Genomic DNA, 17,925 nt, shown 5'->3' with positions numbered 1-17,925 from the left:
GTCAAGGCACTGGTAGACATGGGTCGGCAACGAGTAGGTAACGCGCAATCAGTTGGAGACAACGATGACTCTGGGCGAGTCGCCGCCCCGGTCCCCCCGCAGCCGTCCCACCATGCGCGAGGTGGCGGCGCTGGCCGGCGTCGCCATCAAGACGGTGTCGCGCGTGGTCAACGGGGTTCCCACCGTCGATCCGGCCATTGCCGCCCGGGTGCGTGACGCGGCCGACAAACTGGGCTACCGGCCCAACCTGACCGCCAGCAGCCTGCGCCGTGGAGACGGCCGGACGGCCACGATCGGCATGCTCGTCGAGGACTCGGCGAACCCTTTCTCGGCGGCCCTGACCCGCACCGTCGAGAACGTGGCACGCGAGCGCGGAGTGCTCGTCCTCGTCGGAAGCCTCGACGAGGACCCGGCCCGGGAACGGGAGTTGGCCCAGGCTCTCATCGACCGGCGGGTCGACGGCCTGGTGATCGTGCCGGCCGGCCGCGACCACAGCTATCTGATCAGCGAGCAGCGTTCGGGCACCCGCTTGGTCTTCGTCGACCGCGAGCCCAGCCTGCTCGACGCGGACACCGTCCTCTCCGACAGCCGGCAGGGCGCCCTCGCCGCCGTCAACCACCTGTTGAGGGCCGGCCATCGTCGCATCGCCTACCTCGGCGACCGCGCGACCATCCCCACCGCCGCCCAGCGCTTCGCCGGTTACCGGCACGCCCTGGAAGTCGAGCACATCGAGTACGCCGACGAGATCGTCCGGCACACAGGGGCCAGCGAGGAGTCCGCCATCAGCGCGACCGAACAACTCCTCGCGCTGCCGAACCCGCCCACCGCGCTGTTCACCAGCCAGAACCTGGTCACCATCGGGGCGCTGCGCGCGCTGCGCGCACTCGGCCTGCAGGACACCGTCGCCCACGTGGGCTTCGACGACTTCCCCCTGGCCGACCTGCTCAGCCCCGGGATCTCCGTCATCGCCCAGGACGTCGAGCAACTGGGCAGGACAGCCGCCGAGATGCTCTTCCGCAGACTGGACGGCGACCAGTCACCCACCCGCATCGTCACCGTTCCGACCCGGCTGATCGAGCGGGGCTCCGGCGAGATCGCGGCCGGAGGGCCCCGCCACGACTGAACGGACGCCCGCAACGGGACAATCGCCCGCCTCGACGGGGCGGGCCCTTGGCGCACCTTCTTCGCGATCATCGGGCCGATGGCGCAGCCGGCCTTCGCGTCTGCCGCTGGAGATGAGCGTCTCTCAGTCGCAACTGCCCCCGGGCTGGGGCCAGATGCTCGCTTTCGCCGGCGTGTCCTTGCACCGGGCCGCTGCGCGCTATCCGCTGACGCAGTCGCCGTCTCGACTCCGGGGGCACGGAGTGGAACCCGGTGGCGCCAAGTCGGGATCGCAGGGTCGGCCGCGACCTGGCGCCGAGCGCCGCGTACCTTCCGCCTCCAGGATCGTGACCCGTCCAACTCCGAGCAGGGCACGGCACTCCGACGGCAATGGCGTGAAGTAGCGGGACCGGCCGGACGCCTCACCGCACGCGCCGAGCGGAGAGGTCGCCCCAGTCCGCAGGGCCCATCGGACGGGCAATCTTCCTGGAAGCGCTCAGCGAAGTCGCCGAGTCAGGCAACTCCGATGGCCTCGCCCTCCAGTGGAACAAGCAGGTCGGAGTCGCATCGGGTCGGACCGGTATCGCGGCATCGCCTCGTCAGTGGATCAGGAGTGTCATCGGAATCGGAGACGGTGCGACGTCGCGGCAGGCACGGGCGCCGGTGAGCGCCCGTGCCCGCCGCACTCTCGTCGGGGTTACAGCGGGCAGGTGTTCAGGAAGGCGACGGTGTTGGGGTCGCTCGGGGTCGGGCAGAGGAACTGGTCGTAGCGGGTGTCGTTGTCGACGAAGCGTTTGAGCCAGGCGATGCTGTACTCGGCGACGGTCGTGTTGGGGCTGGCGAAGGTGAAGTGGTCGGCGTTCCTGAGCTCGACGAACGCCTTGTCGTGGGCGTTCGTCAGCGCGTTGTAGGCGGGCAGGGCGAAGGCGGAGACGGGGGCGACGTTGTCGCCGTCGGCGCCGAAGATCATGGTGGGTACCGTGATCTGGCCGGCGGGATTGGTGATGTCCCAGGGGGTCAGGGCGATGGCCGCCTTGAGCGAGGGCGTGTTCGCGGCGCTCTCCAGCGTGCCGCCGCCGCCCATCGACCAACCCATCACGGCGGACCGCTGACTTTCACCGCGTACCGCGTACCCCGTCACCGACAGCCACGGAGTCCAGGTCGCACCGCCCTCGGGCGACCTCGTGCCGGACACCAGAGTGCTGGCGTCGGACCCGATCCCCTGGGTCACCGCCGACCCCACCAGGACCAACCGGTTCGCGCTGCTGCTGCCCCGGGGCGACAACGTGGAGGTGTACGTCACGAACAACGCGGGCCGCACCTGGACCGGTCCGGCCGTGGTCGCGGCACCGGGCGCGTCCAAGCCCTGGATCGACTTCGGTCCCGGGGGAACGCTGGGCATCATGTGGCGACATGTGGCGGGCGGGCTCGTCGACACCTACTCCACCGTCTCCTTCGACGGCGGCAAGACCTTCCCCCGCACCGTGAAGGTCAACCGGACGAGCGAGCCGTACACCTTCCTCGGCAGCGGTGGTGACGAGTGGTCGCGGATCCTCATCCACGGCAAGTACGCCTACGTCACCTGGTCCGACGCGCGTGAGGGCGGTGCCGTGGACGGCATGGTCGCCCGGGTTCCCCTGTCCCGCTACCACTGAGTCAGCGTGATCCGGGCCGTGTCTCCCCGCCGGGGAGGCGCGGCCCGGGTCCGTACGCCAAGCCATTTGGGAGGGCTTCATGAAGGTCGTCGTCGACGAGGACAAGTGCGTCGCCGCCGGGCAGTGCGTCGCCGCGGCGGCGGACGTGTTCGACCAGCGCGACGAGGACGGCGTCGTCGTCCTGCTGACCGAGCACCCACCGCCGGAGGTGGCCGACGACGTCCGTACCGCGGCGGCCGTGTGCCCCGCACTCGCGATCCGGATCCAGGAGTGACCCCCGTGACACCAGAACAGCGACAGCACGACCTCGCGGCGCTGCGGGACCGCTGGTACCAGGAGGGCCACCACTCCTCGCGCACCATGGCCGAGACCCTGGAGGACGCGGGCACGCGCTTCCCGATGACGCGGTTCGTGTTCGCCTCGGAGGCGACGCGCACCACGCTCGCCCTGACCGACATGCTCGCCCTCGGCCGGCGCGCGGCGGCCGGACTGCGCCGAAGGGGAGTGAAGCCCGGTGACGTGGTCGCCGTACAGATCCCCAACCGGCAGGAACTCGTGGTGTCGTACTTCGGCGCCTGGCTGGTCGGCGCCGTCGTGCTGCCCATCACCCACATCTACGACTCGGCCGAGGTCGGCGCCATCCTGCGCGACGCCGGCGCCAAGGTGCTGATCCTGCCCGACAGTTGGCGCTCCATCGACTTCACCGCCCGCCTGGCCCGCCTCGATCCGGGACCCGCCCTCAAGCACGTCGTGATGACCGGCGAGCGGCCCGCGCCGGACACTGTTCCCTGGGCCCAACTCCTCGCGGGGGAGGGGGAGATACGACCACCCGAAGGCGTACGGGCCGACGACGTGTGCGCGGTGATCTACACCTCGGGGACGACCGGCGTGCCCAAGGGCGTGCAGCACACCCACAACTCGCTGCTGCGCGAACTGCGCAAGGGCGACCTGATGAACGAGACGGCACCGGGCGACACCCGGCTTATCCCCTGGCCCTCCGGCCATGTCGCGGGCCTGCTCGCCGCGTGCTGCGGAATCACCGGCGGCACGGACACCGTGCACATGGACCGCTGGCACGACGCCCACGCCGTGGAACTCGTCGAGGAGTTCCGCTGCACCATCACCAGCGGCACCCCGCTGCACGTCGAGGCGATCCTCACGGCGGCCGAGAAGCACGGCCGGGACATCTCCAGCCTGCGTTTCGTCCAGGTCGGCGGCGCCAACGTACCGCCCGCGCTGGTCGCCAGGGCCGACGCCGCCGGCATCGTCGTGGCTCGCGCCTACGGCAGCACCGAGCATCCGCGCTGCGCGACCTCCCCGCTGGACGCCCCCGCGTCGAAGCGGTCGTTGACCGACGGCGTGGTGCGCTTCGGCGACGAGGTACGGATCGTGGACGAGGAGCTGCGTGAGCTGCCGGCGGGGGAGGAGGGCGAGGTCCTGACCCGCGGCCCGAGCCAGTTCGTCGGCTACCGCGACCCCGTCCACGACGCGTCGGCGTTCGTGCCCGGCGGCTGGTTCCGCACCGGCGACGTCGGACGGCTCGACGCGGAGGGGTATTTGACCATCACCGACCGCATCAAGGACATCATCATCCGGGGCGGCGAGAACATCGCCTCCAAGGAGGTCGAGGACATCCTCGCCACCCATCCCCGGGTGCGCCACGCCGCCGTCGTCGCCGAGCCGGACCCGCGCTACGGCGAGCGCGTGGCCGCGTTCGTCGTCCTCGACGGCGGCACGCTGGACATCGAGGAGGTCCGCGAACTGTTCGCCCGGCACCGGGTCGCCCCGCAGAAGACACCGGAGCGCGTCGAGGTCGTGACGGAACTGCCGCTCGCCCCCTCGGGCAAGGTCCGCAAGTACGAACTGCGGGAACGGCTACGGGTCCAGGCCGCCGAGACTCGCCCCTGAGCGTTCCGCGATGCGCTTCACCGGACGGCTATACACCGCACGTATACGTGGTGTGTATAGTCCGTCGCGGCGCACACGCGGTGCGTCGGAAGCGAGCGTGACCGTGGAGGGTGGCATGGCGGCGACGGCGATCCCGGACGACCTGGCGGAAGAGGTCGGGAGTCCCGGTGCGGGGGCCGCCCTGACGACGGCGGCAGTCGGCGGGCTGCTGCTCGGCGTGCTCACCAACCTCGCCCAGGGATGGCTCCCGGGGGCCTGGAACCAGCTCGCCAACTCCGGTGCCGTCTGGTCGGCCGCCGCGTTCGTCGCCGGAGCACTGCTCGCCGAGCGGGGTACGGCACTCCGGGCCGTAACAGCGGGACTGTGCGCGGAAGTTGGGCTCGTCGTCGGGTACTACGGCTATGCCGAGTTCGGGCGCGACGGCATGGGCTCACTGTACTTCCCGCTCGTCTGGCTCGGCATGGCCTGCGTGGCGGGACCGCTGTTCGGGGTCGCGGCCCACGCGTGGCGACACGGCACGCGCGCGTGGAGCCGTATCGCGGGACTGGCCGCGTTCGCCGGACTCTTCGGGATGGAGGGGGCGATGTACGCCCGGGTCCTGCACTACATGCCGCAGGCCTGGGCCTGCGGCACGGTGTTCGTCCTGCTCCCCCTGCTGCTGGCCCGCACACACCGGGAGCGCGCGCTCACCCTGGCGGCAGCGGTGCCCTGCGCGCTCCTCGCGTACGCGATCGTCGAACTACCGCTGCGGACTCTCTCGGCCTGAGCCCGTGACCGCCGCGTGCTGGGCGAGGACGTTCTCCGCGAGCTTCACGTGGGCGGCGTCGACGAGTTGACCGTCGACGCTGGTCGCGCCCAGGCCCTGGGCCTCGGCGGCGCGATACGCCTCCAGGACGCGCCGGGCCCGTCGGAGTTCGTCGTCGCTCGCGCGGAAGACGTGGTTCGCGATCTCGATCTGCGAGGGATGGATGGCCCACTTGCCGTCGAACCCCAGGGAGGCCGCCGAGCGCGCGTCCTCCTCGTAGCCGGCCGGGTCCCGGAAGTCGGGATAGGGGGCGTCGATGGCCGCGATGCCCGCGATGCGCGCCGCGGTCAGCACCTGCATCCGCGCGAAGTACCAGAAGTCGCCCGGATAGGGCTCCCGTGGACGGAAGTTGGTGTCCACCCGGGCGCCCTGCGACACCGAGAGATCGCCCGCGCCGAAGATGACGGCGTCCAGCCGGTTGCTCGCGGTCGCGATCTCCTCGGCGTGCGCGACGCCGGCCACGTCCTCAATGAGGACCTCCAGCCGGATCCGCTTGGGCAGATCCAGCCGTTCCTCCAACTGGTTCAGCAGCACGTCGACCCACCACACGTCCCGCGCGGCCGTGACCTTCGGGACGATGATCGTGTCCAGGTTCTCCCGGGCCCCCTCGACCACCTCGATGATGTCGCCGTGGGCCCACTTCGTGTCGATCCCGTTGATCCGCACGGCACGGACGGTGGTGCCCCAGTCGTACTCGTTCAACGCCTGTACGGCCTTGCCCCGGGACTGTTCGCGCAGCGCGGGGGCCACCGCGTCCTCCAGGTCGAGGAAGACCAGGTCGGCGTCCGAGGCGGCGGCCTTGGCGAACATGTGGTCGTTGGAGGCGGGGGTGGCCAGCTCCGAGCGGCGCAGGGGAGGGACGGTCATCGTGTCGTGGCCTCTTCCTCGGTGAACAGGTTCGCCGGGCGGTCCAGGGAGAGGTTCTCCCGCAAGGTGCTGCCCGTGTACTCGCTGCGGACGAGCCCCAGCCGACGGAGTTCGGGCACCACCAGCCGCACGAAGTCCTCGAAGGCACCGGGGAAATGGGTGGCGGCCAGGACGAAACCGTCGCAGGAGCGCGACTCGAACCACTGCCGCATCTGCGCGGCGATCTGCGGCCCGGTGCCCACGAAACGCGGGCCCTGGAGCAGCGTGGCCCGGTGGTTCGCCAGCACGCGCAGGGTCAGTTGACGGTCGCCCAGATGCCGCCGTACCCCCTGGACCAGCCCGCGGATCCCGGAGACCGAGTCGATGAGCTCGTCCGTGACGACGTCGTCGAGCGAGTGGCCCGCGAAGTCGTGGTTGGTCACCTCGGACAGCAGGGTCAACGAGGCCATGGGATGCACGAGTTCGTCGAGGAACAGCGCCTCCTTCTCCCGGGCGATCGCCTCCGTCTCGCCGGCGATCGTGTAGACCATGGGCAGCAGACGTACGGCGTCCGCGTCCCGTCCGGCCTCGGCGATCAGGTCCTTCTGCTCCTGGTAGTGCTCGCGCGCGATCTCCTGGCTCGGGTCGGCGGTGAAGATCAGGTCGGCCCATTTGGCCGCGAACAGCCGGCCCCGGCCCGACTGCCCGGCCTGGATGATCACCGGCCGCCCCTGCGGGGTGCGCGGCACGGTCAGCGGCCCGCGCACGCTGAAGTACTCACCCCGGTGGTCGAGTTCGTGGACCTTGTCGGGGTCGGCGAAGATCCCGGCCGTACGGTCGCCGACGATGGCGTCGTCCTCCCACGAGTCCCAGAGCTTCGAGACGACCTCGACGAACTCCTCGGCCCGGTCGTACCGCTTGTCGTGCTCGAGGTGCTCGTCCAGGCCGAAGTTCTGGGCCTCGGCGTCGTTCACCGAGGTCACGACGTTCCACGCGGCCCGACCGCCGCTGAGGTGGTCGAGCGTCGCGAACGTCCGCGCCACATGGAAGGGTTGGTAGTAGGTCGTCGAGTACGTCGCGCCCAGACCGATGTGTTCGGTGACGCCCGCGACTGCACCCAGCACCGTGCTCAGGTCGAGCTTGACGGGGCGCGCACCGTAACGGACCGCGTCGGCGGGCGAGTTGCCGTAGATCGTCGGCATCGCCAGCCGGTCGTCGAAGAACATCAGGTCGAACATGCCCTCCTCCAGCACGCGCGCGATCCGCTGGTAGTAGCGCAGGTCCAGGAAGTCCGCGGCGGCGCTGGGATAGCGCCAGGAGCCGGAGTACACGGACACGTTGGACGCCTGGAGGAACGCGACCAGGGTCAACTGGTCACCGCGTGACGTGGTCATCGGGGCCTTTCGTGAACAGGGAGGCGAGGGGCGGTGATCCGAGGCCGGTGCCGTGTCGGGTCAGCGGAACACCTCGTACGAGGGGTCGGTGCCGTCCCGACGTCCCGAGGGCGCCTCGACGGCTTCGGGCAGGTGCGCCACCTCGCGGTAGAGGTCACCGACATAGGCCCGGTGGTCGATGGCCCATACGCCCGCCCGCCGCGACCAGCGGTCGACATACCGGCCCCGATGGAACAGGTCCGTGACGAGACCGTTGACCGGGCGCGTCCGCAGCCACACCGAGACGTAGGACTCGCTGGCCGCGGTCTCCGCCGCCTCGTCGACCTCGACGAGCGCGTTGGACACCAGGTGCGAATGCGCGGCGAGTTGGTCGTGATAAGGCCAGACGAAGTCGAGGAAACCCGCCGCGGATCCCCGGTAGGAAGGGCCGTAGTCGGCCGTGCCGTCGGGATGCCAGACGGTGTCGGCGAGCGCGCGGTCCATACGGTCGAGGCCACGGCAGTACCGGTACAGCACCTCCGTGATCTCCTGCTTCGCCGCGAGCCGGGTGATCGCGGTGGTCGGCGCCGAGTCGGTCCGCATGCTTCGCTCCTCGTCATATGGCGTACGCCCAGGGCGGGTTGACGACGCGTCACCCGGCAGGCCTGGGCGTCCCTTGATCGACACAAGAAGCGCCGAGGCGCTCCCGATCAACATAGGAAGGTCCCCGGTGCGCGTCATGTCCCGTGCCCGCTGAGCGGGAACGCACCCGGGGCGAGCACGCGAGCCGCACTAGCGTGGCGGTCCGTCCCATGGGCGCGACGATGCGGCAACTCGGGTCCGCCGCCGGTGACTTCACCCCGGCCCGCACGCGCCGACCCTCGGAGGTGCCGCACGCGGAACTCGCCCGGAGCACCACTGGACGACGACCAACAGAAAGGCAGGCAACGCACCATGAGTGACGGACCACTGGCCGGACTCCGCGTCCTCGACGCCGCCACCCTCGCCGCCGGACCACTGATCGCCACCTGGCTCGGCGAGCACGGCGCGGACGTCATCAAGGTCGAACAGCCCGACGGCGGTGACCCGTTGAGGCAGTGGGGCGCCCAGAAGGACGGCGTCGGCCTGATGTGGAAGAGCGTGGGCCGCAACAAGAAGAGCGTCACCCTGAACCTGCGCCACGAGACCGGACGGGACCTGCTGCGCCGGCTCGCCCGGCAGGCGGACGTCGTCGTACTGAACCTGCGCCCGTCGACCCTGCGGAAGTGGCGCCTGGACTACCCGAGTCTCGCCGCCGAGAATCCCCGCCTGGTGATGGTCCACGTCACCGGGTACGGAGCGGGCGGCCCGAAGTCCGACCGCCCCGGCTTCGGCACCCTCGGCGAGGCGATGAGCGGATTCGCCCACCTCACCGGCAGCCCGGACGGCCCGCCGACCCTCCCCTCCTTCATGCTCGCCGACGGCGTCGCGGGACTCACCGCCACCTACGCGGTGATGATGGCTCTCTACCACCGCGACGTGCACGGAGCCGACGGTCAACTCGTCGACATCAACCTGATCGACCCGCTGGCCCGGCTGCTGGAACAGTCGGTCCTGACCTACGACCAACTCGGCAGCGTCCCCAACCGCACGGGAAACCGCTGGGACATCAGCGCACCGCGCAACGTCTACCTCACCAAGGACGGCCACTGGCTCGCCATGTCCGGCAGCGCCCCCACGATCGCCAAGCGCGCCCTCCAGGCGGTCGGGCGCCCCGAACTGACCGAGGACCCACGGTTCGCCGAGGCACAGCAACGCCTGCGCCACGCCGCCGAGATAGACGCGATCATGGCCGACTGGATCGGCGCCCACACCCTGGACGACGCGATGGCCGTCTTCGAGGCGGCCGACGTCGCCGCCGCCCCCGTCTACCACGCCGCCCAACTCCTCGCCGACCCGCAGATGGTGGCCCGAGACGTCTACCGGTCGGTCCCGGACCCGCAGCTCGGCGCGATGCGCGTCCAGGCACCGGTACCCCGCTTCTCGGCCACCCAGGGAGCCATCAGCCACCTCGGCCCCGCTCTCGGCGAACACAACGACGAGATCTACGGCGGACTCCTCGGCCTCGACGCCGACCGGCGCCGGGAACTGTCCGAGCAGGGCGTGATCTGAAGCCCGAAGCGATCCGGAACACCGGTACTGGAACGGGAGACCCCAATGAGTCAACTCGATGTGAGCGAAGGGGACTTGAAGCACGTCACCGAGTCCTTCATCGACGGGGTGTCGGTCGGGACACCCGAGGTCTACGAGAACATCGACCCCTCGACCGGACGCTCCCTCGGCGAGGTGTCCAGAGGAACCCCCGAGCAGATCGACCGGGCGGTCACCGCGGCACGCGCGGCACAGCGGGCGTGGCGCACCACGACACCGGAGCAACGCGCCGACCTGCTCTGCCGGTTGGCCGACCTGATCGAGAGCCGGACGGAGGAGCTCGCCCGCCTGGAGAGCGAGGACTCCGGCAAGCCACTGTCCCAGGCCCGCAACGACGCCCGGGTGTGCGCCCGTTACTTCCGTTTCTACGGCCGCGCCATCGACTCGTACTACGGCCTGAGCCTGCCCCTGCGCCCCGACCTCCACGTGTACACGCGCCGCGAACCCCACGGCGTCACCGGCCACATCCTCGCCTGGAACTACCCCCTGCAACTTCTCGCCCGTGGCGTCGCACCGGCCCTCGCCGCCGGCAACTGCGCCGTCGTGAAGCCCGCCGACGAGACCCCGCGCACGGCGGTCGCCGTAGCCGAACTCGCCGTCCAAGCGGGCCTGCCGCGGGGGGTGTTCAACGTCGTGACCGGCCTCGGCGCCGAGGCCGGTGCCGCGCTCGCCGCCCATCCCGGCATCGACCATCTGGGCTTCGTCGGCTCCACCCGGGTCGGCGCACTCGTCGCCACGGCCGCCGCCGAGCGGGTGTCACCGGTGACGCTCGAACTCGGCGGAAAATCCGCCCACTTGGTGTTCGCCGACGCCGACGTCGAGAAGGCCGCCCGGGTCGCGGCGGCCGCGATCCTCCAGAACGCCGGACAGACCTGCTCGGCGGGGTCACGGGTACTTGTCCACGAGAGCGTGCACGCCGAGCTGGTGGAGCGCATCGCGGGGCACTTCGCCGAGGTGACGATCGGGCGAGGCCTCGACGACCCCGACCTCGGCCCGCTCGTCTCCCGCACACAGCAGGACCGGGTACGCGGCTATGTACGGTCGGCCGGCACCGGCGAGATCGTCTTCGGCGGCTCGGCCGCCGAGCCCCAAGGCCTGGCCGACGGCGCCTACTTCATGCCGACCCTGATCGACGGGGTCGACCCGGCGGCACCGATCGCCCAGGAGGAGATCTTCGGCCCCGTCCTCACCACGATGCGCTTCTCGACCGAGGAGGAGGCCGTCGCCCTCGCGAACGGCACCGAATACGCCCTCCTCGGCGCCGTCTGGACCAACGACCTCAGCCGCGCCCACCGGGTCGCCGCCGAAGTGGAGGCCGGCCAGGTCTATGTGAACACCTACGGCGCGGGCGGCGGCGTGGAACTGCCGTTCGGCGGGTTCCGCAAGTCCGGCTACGGCCGGGAGAAGGGCGTCGAGGCCCTCGACGGTTTCACCGCGACGAAGATGATCGTCGTGCAGCTCTGAGATTGTCGACGCTCGGGCTGCCCTCCGACTCGCTCCCGGCTTGACGCATGCCGATATGGGCATACGATGACTGCATGGCACGAGCAGCGACGACGTCGGACGTGTTCAACGCGATCGCGGAACCGCAGCGCCGGGAGATCCTGGTACTGCTGCGGACAGGTGAGCGGCCGGTGACCGAGTTGGCCCGGGAGCTGGGGATGAGCCAACCCGGGGCGTCCAAGCACTTGAGGGTCCTCCGGGAGGTCGGGCTGGTGCGCGACCGCAAGGCGGGCAAGCAGCGCCTGTACGGCCTGGACGCCCGCGGGCTGCGCCCGGTCCACGAGTGGGCCGGCGGATTCGAGCGGTTCTGGAACGAGAGCTTCGACCGGCTGGACACCTACGTGCAGGACCTCAAACAGGCACGTCAGGAGGAATGACCCATGGCAGCGGCAAGGCGGGAAACGGGGGCGGAGCCGGCGACGGCCGACCGGGAGATCGTGATCTCCCGTGTCATCGACGCCCCACGGGAGCTGGTCTTCGAGGCCTTCACCGAGGTCCGGCACCTGTCGCGATGGTGGGGTCCGGAGGGGTTCACCACCACCACGCGGTCCTTCGAGTTCAGCGCCGGCGGGGTGTGGGACTTCGTGATGCACGGACCGGACGGGACCGACTACCAGGAGTGGATCTCCTGGACCGACATCGCCCCGCCCGAGCGGATCGCACTGCTGCACGGCGAGTCCCGCGACGACCCGAACGCCTTCCGGTCGGTCCTCACGTTCACGCCGGACGGCGCGGCGACCCGGATCGAGATGCGCACGGTGTTCCCCACCAAGGAACTGCGCGACGAGGCGGTCGAGAAGTACCACGCGATCGAGGGCGGCCAGCAGACCCTGAGCGGACTGGCGGCCTACGTCGCCGGTCTCACGGAGCAGAAGAAGGAGGAGGAGAGCTGATGGCCGGAAAGGTGTTCTTCAGCGTGTCGATGTCGCTGGACGGCTTCGTCGCACCCGAGCCCGTGCCCGCCCAGGACGAGCTCTTCTCGCCCGACAGGCAGGACGACCCGGACGTCCGGCGCTGGATGGCGCAGTGGACGGAGTTGCAGCAGTGGGTGTTCCCGCTGCGGTTCTTCCGGGAGAACCTGAAGCTGGGCGAGGGCGGCGAGGAGGGCCTCGACAACGACATGGCGCAAAAGACGTTCGAGCGCACCGGCGCGAGCGTCATGGGCAGGCGCATGTTCGACCTCGGCGAGCGGTCATGGCCGGAGGACGCGCCCTTCCACACCCCGGTCTTCGTCGTGACGCACACCAAGCGTGATCCGTGGGAGCGGCCCGGCGGCACCACGTTCCACTTCGTGAACGACGGCATCGAGACCGCCCTCGACCAGGCCCGCGTGGCCGCCGGCGACCGCGACATCCGTATCGCAGGCGGCGGCGCGACGATCCTGGAGTACCTGAACGCCGGCCTGGTCGACGAGTTCTCGATCACGCTGTCGCCCGTGCTGTTCGGTGCCGGCACCCGCCTGTTCGACGGCGTGGACGCGTCCAAGGTCGCGCTGGAGCCCGTCCGTTCGGAGCCGTCGTCGCGCGTGACGCACCTGACCTACGCGGTACGCGCACGCTAGGCACGGCGAGGTCGGCGCGACCACCGGGAACGGGATCGCGCCGACCTGCTGCCATGCCCCCCGGGGTCAGGGCGGATCGCCCACGTACTCGTCCACCCGGCGCCGCAGCAGCCACGGCCCCGCCGACTCCTCGAACGTGTCGTGATAACGCGCCACGACGGCGACCGACCACGCGGAACCGTCGTGGACGAGCAGCACCACATCGCTGGTCGCCTTCGCCGTACGGTCGTCCCACTCCGTCAGGAGCGTGTTGCCGACCATGTGGCGTTGGGGCCTGCTCGGATCGGGTCGCCACCCCGGCTGCGAGAACGCCTCCCGGATGGCGTCGGCACCCACCAGTGCGGCGAAGCCGGGTATCTCGACCACGGCGTCCGGCACATACAGCGCGACCATGTCCGCGGTGCGGCCCTCGTCCTGCGCCTGGGCGTGCGCGCCGATCGTCGCCCGCACGCCCGCGTTCACCTCGGCGAACTCCGGCACGGCCGCGCCTACTTGAGGGCGATCGGAGTGATGGGGGAGCCGACGGAACCCGTCACCTTCAGCCCTGGCGCGCAGAACAGGGTCTCCCACACGCCGTCCTCCTCGCAGTCGGCCGCCAGTTCCTCGAAGTTGAACATCTCGCCGAGGGTGAGGCCCATGTCCCGGATCACCACCTGGTGGAACGGGATCGTCGCGCCCTTGACGGGACTCGGCCACACCTCGCCCGAGTGGTTGTCCATCGCGAGCGCCGCGACCTCGCGCTCGTACAGCCAGTTGCAGGTGTCGAGACAGGGCCCGGGAGCGTTGCCGAGGAAGTGCTCGCGGTCGCCCTCCAGGAACCACTGGTAGGAGCCCGTGCGCAACAGCACGATGTCACCGGACTCGACGCGCACGCCCTGGCGTTCCTCGGCGGCCAGCAGGTCGGCCTCCGTTATCTCGTACGAGTCCTCCAGCCGGTCCACGCCCTTCAGCCGCGCGATGTCGAGCAGCACGCCCCGGGAGATCAGCCGGTCGACGGCCTTGTGGAACGAATTGCGGCTGGCGCCCTGGAAGTTGTTGACCGCGGCGGCCGGCACGTTGTTGTAGAAGGCCCCGCCGTAGCCCGCGTGCGCGAGACCGTCCCACTGGGTGGCGGCCTGGAGACCGGTGACGATCATGTCGTCGGCGGAGATCAGACCGTCCTGCGCGAACGCCGTGTCGGACGGAAGCAGCGTCATGACGTGGATCGGGTTGTTGCGGAACCCTCCTGACTTGAAAGGCCCGTCGCTGTCGAACGCCATGCCCAGGTCGAACGCCTTGCCGGTGCGGACCAGTCGAGCCGCCTCGATCCGCTTCTGTGGGGTCACGAAGTTCAGGGTGCCGATCTCGTCGTCGTCCCCCCAGCGACCCCAGTTGTTGAGCTTCTTGCCGAGTTCGTGATGAGGCCAGACCTTCTCTGCGCTCACGCTTGTCCCTCTTCTCCTTGCCGATGTGCCATGTAACGGCCGACGCATTCCATGAGATCGCCGGGCACGTGATAGCCGGAGTGGTCCTTGATCCGGTCCAGATTCCCGGCGATGTCCTCGACCGTGACCTTGAGCGGATCGGCGGGCAGCCAGCCCTCGGTCACGCCGACGAAGAGATGCGCGAAGCGTCCGCCTCCGGCGAGGAACACCTCACCGCTCACGTCGCACACCTCGTGGGCGAGATACGCCACCATGGGCGCCACCAGCGCGGGATCCATCGCGTTGCCGCCCGAGTGGCCCTGTTCCCGCAGCGCGTCCATGCCCTCGGAGGGGCCGCCGCCCATCCTCGTCATCGCGTTGGGGGCGATGACGTTGACCTTGATGTCGTGGCCGCCGGCCGACGCCGTCATGCTGCGGGCCATCCCGATCACGGCCGCCTTGGCGGTGGCGTAACCGAGGTTGTCCGGAAGCCCGAACATGCCGATCGAACCGGTGAGGACGACCCGGCCGTAGTTCCGTTCCAGCATGTACGGCCAGGCGGCGCGGGTGGTGTGGAAGGCGCCGAGGACGTGGACCGCGAGATGGCTCTCGATGTTCGCCGCGTCGATGTCCGGCAGACCGGCGAACCGTACGTTTCCCGCGTTGTTGACGACGACGTCGATCCGCCCGAATGCCTCGACAGCGGCTGCTACGGCCCCTCGGCCGCCCTCGGCCGTCGAGATGTCGCTCGTGTCGGCGATCGCCGTACCGCCCGCGTCGTTGATCTCCGCGGCGACGGACTCGGCCGGACCGGTGTCGGAGCCGAAGCCCTCCATCGAGCCGCCCAGGTCGTTCACGACGACCTTCGCGCCCAACTCGCCGAGCAGCAGGGCGTAGGCCCGCCCGATTCCGCGTCCCGCGCCGGTGACCACCGCGACGCGGTCGTCGAATAGGTGTTGTGGCATAACCATGCCTTCTTTCCGGTCCGGTTCCGGTCCAGTTCAGGAAAGGAAGCGCGAGTACTTCGACTGGAGAACCTCGCCCATGAACTCGCGCAACTTCGGGCGTCCGCCGGGATTCAGCAGGAACCGCCGGGGCTTTCCGGCGATGTTGGAACCGTAGAAATAGCTGTGCTCGCCGAAGGGCGAATACACGGCGAGTTCCTCGACCATGGCGTTCCAGCCCGCCTCCGTGTCGGCGGGAACCTCGATCGCCCGATGGCCGTGCTCACGCAGATAGACGATCGCGTCGGCGATGAAGTCGACCTGGTCCTCGGCGTAGCGCGGGTTGTTGCCGGCCGCGCCGTGCGGGCCGCCGGGAAAGAAGAAGTTCGGGAAGCCGTGACTCATGAGCCCCAGGAACGTGCGCGGCCCGTCGGCCCAGTAGTCCTCCAGGGCCAGCCCGCCGCGACCGCGCACGCCCATCCGGTTCAGCGCGCCGGTGCCGAAGTCGAACCCCGACGCCCAGACGATGACGTCGAACTCCCGCAGCCCGTCGGTCGTTTCGATCCCGCTCTGCGTCACCCGGACGAACGGGTTCTCCCGGAGGTCGACGAGGCTCACCCTCGGATCGTTGTACGTCTCGGAGTAGCCGGTCACGAACGGCGGGCGTTTCCCGGCCCAGCCGTGGTCGGTGGGGATGAGCCTCTCGGCCGTCGCCGGATCCTTGACGAGCTCGCGGATCCGCTCGGCCATGAACAGGCACCAGTCGTCGTTGGCCGCCTTGTCCGTGAGCATGTCGGCGTAGTGACTGATCACCTTGGCGAAGCCCGGGCTGTTCCACATCCGCTCATGGACCGCCCAGCGTTCGTCCTTGGAGTCCTGGAAGGCCGTACGATCGCGGGGCTCGTGCAGGAACCCGCTCGCCGAAGCGTGCAGGGTGTCGCGCAACTCCTCGAAGCCGGACGCCAGTTGAGCCTGCTGGTCGGCGCTGATCGGCTCGTTGTTGAGCGGGGTGCACCAGTTCGGCGACCGCTGATAAACCGTCAGGGAGGCGACGTCCTCGACGATGGAGGGGATCACCTGGACGCCGCTCGAACCGGTGCCGACCACCGCGACCCGCTTGCCCGCGAAGTCGACCGGGGTGTCGGGCCACAGGCCGGTGTGATGGGCCACGCCCGCGAAGTCCTCGCGGCCGGGCACGTCGGGCAAGACCGGCACCGACAGCACACCGGTGGCCGCGACCACGAACCGCGCCCGCACCTCGGTGCCGTCGTCGGCCCGCACCAGCCAGGTGGCCGAAGTCTCGTCGTACAGAGCGGAGTTGACCCGCGCCCCGAACCGGATGCGGTCACGCAGGCCCAGCGCGTCGACGGCGTAGTTGAAGTAGCGTTCGTTCTCCGGCTGCCCGGCGAACCGCTCGCGCCACTCCCAGCCCTCGAACAGCTCCTTCGAGAACAGATAGCCGTAGGTGTAGCTCTCCGAGTCGAGGCGTGCGCCCGGATAGCGGTTCCAGTGCCACACCCCGCCGACCCCGGTACCGGCCTCCAGCAGCAGCGCGGACAGCCCTGTGTCGAGGGCCCGTTGGAGCTGATGGATACCGGTGACCCCGGCACCGATCACCACCAGATCCACATCCATCCGGCGCAAGTCCCCTGTAGGGACCGCCACTTCACTCACCCCCTGCGCGGGTCGCCGGCCGTCAGCCGGGTGGTGAAACCCCAGGGAATGCCGAGCGCGGTGGCGGCGTCGGTCACGAGCGTGTCGTCCGTCCGCGTCCGCACTCCCACGCCCTGCGCTTCGAGATGACGGGCGACCCGGTCGAGGTCGGCGACCTTCCAAGTGATCGAGTGGTACGTGTCGTTGGGCGCCCCGGCGGCCCAGTCGGCGTGTGCCGCCGTGCCCTCGTCGGGCACCGCGTACTCGAAGACCGCGTCGGACAGGTGGACGTAGGTGCTCTGCGTGCCCAGCACGTCGTTGCGTCCCGTGTGGACGACCGTCCCGCCCAGGCCGTCGACCATCAGCCGCAGGGCACGGTCGACGCGGTCGGTCAGCACGGTGTGGTGCGAGCAGCGCTCGATGCCGAGCGGATCGTCGTCGGACACCGGCGGCAACTCCCAGTCCGGGGCGAGCCGGTGGTCCAGCGGGAACGGGATCTGGGGGAGGAACTCGTAGCGCAGGCCCGCGTCCTCGGGCACCGTGAAGAAGATCGGCATCGGGGAGTTGGGCGCGGTCGGGGGGTCGTCTCCCTCGGCGATCTGGTCGAGTTGACCGACCATGCCGATGCCAAGTGCCCTCAGCGCGCGATAGGCGTCGCCGATCCCGTCGACGTACCAGCCGAACCCCTTCAGGTGCGGCTGGTCGACCGAGGGGTAGCGCTGGACGCCGTCGAGGACGTAGCGCTTCGGGTCGATCGTGTCGAAGAGGACGTCCTGGATCGGTGTGAACGTCGAGTAGTCGGTCGGATAGCCCTCGCTCGCGGGTGCGCCGCGCAGCATCTCGGCCATCGGCCGGCTCGGTCGTCCGAAGACGCGCTCGAACCACGCCTCCGCCTCCCGGAGATCGGTCACATGATGGCTGGGGTGGTACAGGCGGGTCATGCGAAAGCCGCCGTCGGTCATGACGGGCCTCCCTTTTCTCGG

General features: G+C 70.0%; 19 protein-coding genes. 10 read left to right on the top strand and 9 right to left on the bottom strand.

Going from position 1 to position 17,925, the window contains the following annotated elements:
• The first annotated feature begins 64 nt into the window (after positions 1 to 64).
• Entirely contained in the window at positions 65 to 1,123 is a 1,059-nt protein-coding gene (locus tag ACIRRY_RS19630; RefSeq protein WP_403974136.1) for a LacI family DNA-binding transcriptional regulator, read from the top strand.
• A gap of 675 nt (positions 1,124 to 1,798) precedes the next feature.
• On the opposite strand, the gene ACIRRY_RS19625 is transcribed toward ACIRRY_RS19630, so the two are convergent.
• The gene (locus tag ACIRRY_RS19625) at positions 1,799 to 2,296 is read right to left on the bottom strand and encodes a dienelactone hydrolase family protein (RefSeq protein ID WP_403974133.1); all 498 of its coding nucleotides are present in this window, start codon (positions 2,294 to 2,296) and stop codon (positions 1,799 to 1,801) included.
• Here ACIRRY_RS19625 and ACIRRY_RS19620 point away from each other — a divergent pair.
• From ACIRRY_RS19620 to ACIRRY_RS19605, 4 genes are all read left to right on the top strand, one after another.
• Positions 2,286 to 2,756, top strand: coding sequence for a hypothetical protein (locus tag ACIRRY_RS19620; protein WP_403974131.1), 471 nt, complete (start codon positions 2,286 to 2,288; stop codon positions 2,754 to 2,756). The two genes, ACIRRY_RS19625 and ACIRRY_RS19620, sit on opposite strands and share 11 nt — an antisense overlap.
• Positions 2,757 to 2,835: 79 nt before the next feature.
• Positions 2,836 to 3,030: a 4Fe-4S domain-containing protein gene (locus tag ACIRRY_RS19615; protein WP_329264604.1), complete on the top strand. Its 195-nt coding sequence runs from the start codon at positions 2,836 to 2,838 to the stop codon at positions 3,028 to 3,030.
• A gap of 5 nt (positions 3,031 to 3,035) precedes the next feature.
• A complete protein-coding gene (locus ACIRRY_RS19610) occupies positions 3,036 to 4,664 on the top strand; it encodes an AMP-binding protein (RefSeq protein WP_403974129.1) in 1,629 nt (542 codons plus the stop codon).
• 97 nt (positions 4,665 to 4,761) lie between these two features.
• Positions 4,762 to 5,430, top strand: a complete 669-nt coding sequence (locus tag ACIRRY_RS19605) for a DUF6518 family protein (RefSeq protein WP_403974127.1) — start codon at positions 4,762 to 4,764, stop codon at positions 5,428 to 5,430.
• Here the strand turns inward: ACIRRY_RS19605 and ACIRRY_RS19600 are convergent.
• From ACIRRY_RS19600 to ACIRRY_RS19590, 3 genes are read right to left on the bottom strand one after another with little or no spacing between them, the layout of a single operon-like run.
• Positions 5,404 to 6,336, bottom strand: coding sequence for an HpcH/HpaI aldolase/citrate lyase family protein (locus tag ACIRRY_RS19600; protein ID WP_403974124.1), 933 nt, complete (start codon positions 6,334 to 6,336; stop codon positions 5,404 to 5,406). The genes ACIRRY_RS19605 and ACIRRY_RS19600 overlap by 27 nt on opposite strands.
• Complete coding sequence (locus ACIRRY_RS19595; RefSeq protein ID WP_403974121.1) at positions 6,333 to 7,709, bottom strand: LLM class flavin-dependent oxidoreductase; 1,377 nt, start codon at positions 7,707 to 7,709, stop codon at positions 6,333 to 6,335. The genes ACIRRY_RS19600 and ACIRRY_RS19595 overlap by 4 nt, the downstream gene beginning before the upstream one ends.
• A 60-nt stretch (positions 7,710 to 7,769) precedes the next feature.
• Positions 7,770 to 8,291, bottom strand: coding sequence for a nuclear transport factor 2 family protein (locus ACIRRY_RS19590; RefSeq protein ID WP_403974119.1), 522 nt, complete (start codon positions 8,289 to 8,291; stop codon positions 7,770 to 7,772).
• Between the two features lie 351 nt (positions 8,292 to 8,642).
• Between ACIRRY_RS19590 and ACIRRY_RS19585 the strand changes: the two genes are divergently transcribed.
• The 5 genes from ACIRRY_RS19585 to ACIRRY_RS19565 all read left to right on the top strand — a co-directional run bounded on the left by ACIRRY_RS19585 (position 8,643) and on the right by ACIRRY_RS19565 (position 12,942).
• Positions 8,643 to 9,839 carry a CaiB/BaiF CoA transferase family protein gene (locus ACIRRY_RS19585; RefSeq protein WP_403974117.1) on the top strand — a complete coding sequence of 399 codons (1,197 nt, stop codon included), beginning with the start codon at positions 8,643 to 8,645 and terminating at the stop codon, positions 9,837 to 9,839.
• Between the two features lie 45 nt (positions 9,840 to 9,884).
• On the top strand, positions 9,885 to 11,342 hold the full coding sequence (locus ACIRRY_RS19580) for an aldehyde dehydrogenase family protein (protein ID WP_403974115.1): 1,458 nt from the start codon (positions 9,885 to 9,887) through the stop codon (positions 11,340 to 11,342).
• Positions 11,343 to 11,416: 74 nt separating this feature from the next.
• Positions 11,417 to 11,758, top strand: a complete 342-nt coding sequence (locus ACIRRY_RS19575; RefSeq protein ID WP_403974113.1) for an ArsR/SmtB family transcription factor — start codon at positions 11,417 to 11,419, stop codon at positions 11,756 to 11,758.
• 3 nt (positions 11,759 to 11,761) lie between these two features.
• Positions 11,762 to 12,274 (top strand): SRPBCC family protein, encoded by a 513-nt coding sequence (locus tag ACIRRY_RS19570; RefSeq protein ID WP_403974111.1) that lies wholly within the window; start codon positions 11,762 to 11,764, stop codon positions 12,272 to 12,274.
• Positions 12,274 to 12,942 carry a dihydrofolate reductase family protein gene (locus ACIRRY_RS19565; protein WP_403974109.1) on the top strand — a complete coding sequence of 223 codons (669 nt, stop codon included), beginning with the start codon at positions 12,274 to 12,276 and terminating at the stop codon, positions 12,940 to 12,942. The genes ACIRRY_RS19570 and ACIRRY_RS19565 overlap by 1 nt, the downstream gene beginning before the upstream one ends.
• 66 nt (positions 12,943 to 13,008) lie before the next feature.
• Here ACIRRY_RS19565 and ACIRRY_RS19560 read toward each other — a convergent pair whose 3' ends face one another.
• The 5 genes from ACIRRY_RS19560 to ACIRRY_RS19540 are packed head-to-tail and all read right to left on the bottom strand — an operon-like array spanning position 13,009 to position 17,904.
• Entirely contained in the window at positions 13,009 to 13,422 is a 414-nt protein-coding gene (locus ACIRRY_RS19560; RefSeq protein ID WP_403974107.1) for a nuclear transport factor 2 family protein, read from the bottom strand.
• Between the two features lie 8 nt (positions 13,423 to 13,430).
• Complete coding sequence (locus ACIRRY_RS19555) at positions 13,431 to 14,366, bottom strand: cyclase family protein (RefSeq protein ID WP_403974105.1); 936 nt, start codon at positions 14,364 to 14,366, stop codon at positions 13,431 to 13,433.
• Positions 14,363 to 15,310 carry an SDR family NAD(P)-dependent oxidoreductase gene (locus ACIRRY_RS19550; RefSeq protein ID WP_403974103.1) on the bottom strand — a complete coding sequence of 316 codons (948 nt, stop codon included), beginning with the start codon at positions 15,308 to 15,310 and terminating at the stop codon, positions 14,363 to 14,365. The genes ACIRRY_RS19555 and ACIRRY_RS19550 overlap by 4 nt, the downstream gene beginning before the upstream one ends.
• A gap of 36 nt (positions 15,311 to 15,346) precedes the next feature.
• On the bottom strand, positions 15,347 to 16,924 hold the full coding sequence (locus ACIRRY_RS19545; RefSeq protein WP_403974101.1) for a flavin-containing monooxygenase: 1,578 nt from the start codon (positions 16,922 to 16,924) through the stop codon (positions 15,347 to 15,349).
• A gap of 35 nt (positions 16,925 to 16,959) precedes the next feature.
• Entirely contained in the window at positions 16,960 to 17,904 is a 945-nt protein-coding gene (locus ACIRRY_RS19540) for a hypothetical protein (RefSeq protein WP_403974098.1), read from the bottom strand.
• Between the last annotated feature and the right edge of the window lie 21 nt (positions 17,905 to 17,925).

This window comes from Streptomyces sp. NPDC101776, assembly GCF_044766845.1.
GTDB lineage: Bacteria > Actinomycetota > Actinomycetes > Streptomycetales > Streptomycetaceae > Streptomyces.
The sequence above is the reverse complement of the archived record's forward strand: the minus strand, read 5'-3'. Positions and strand labels throughout refer to the sequence as shown.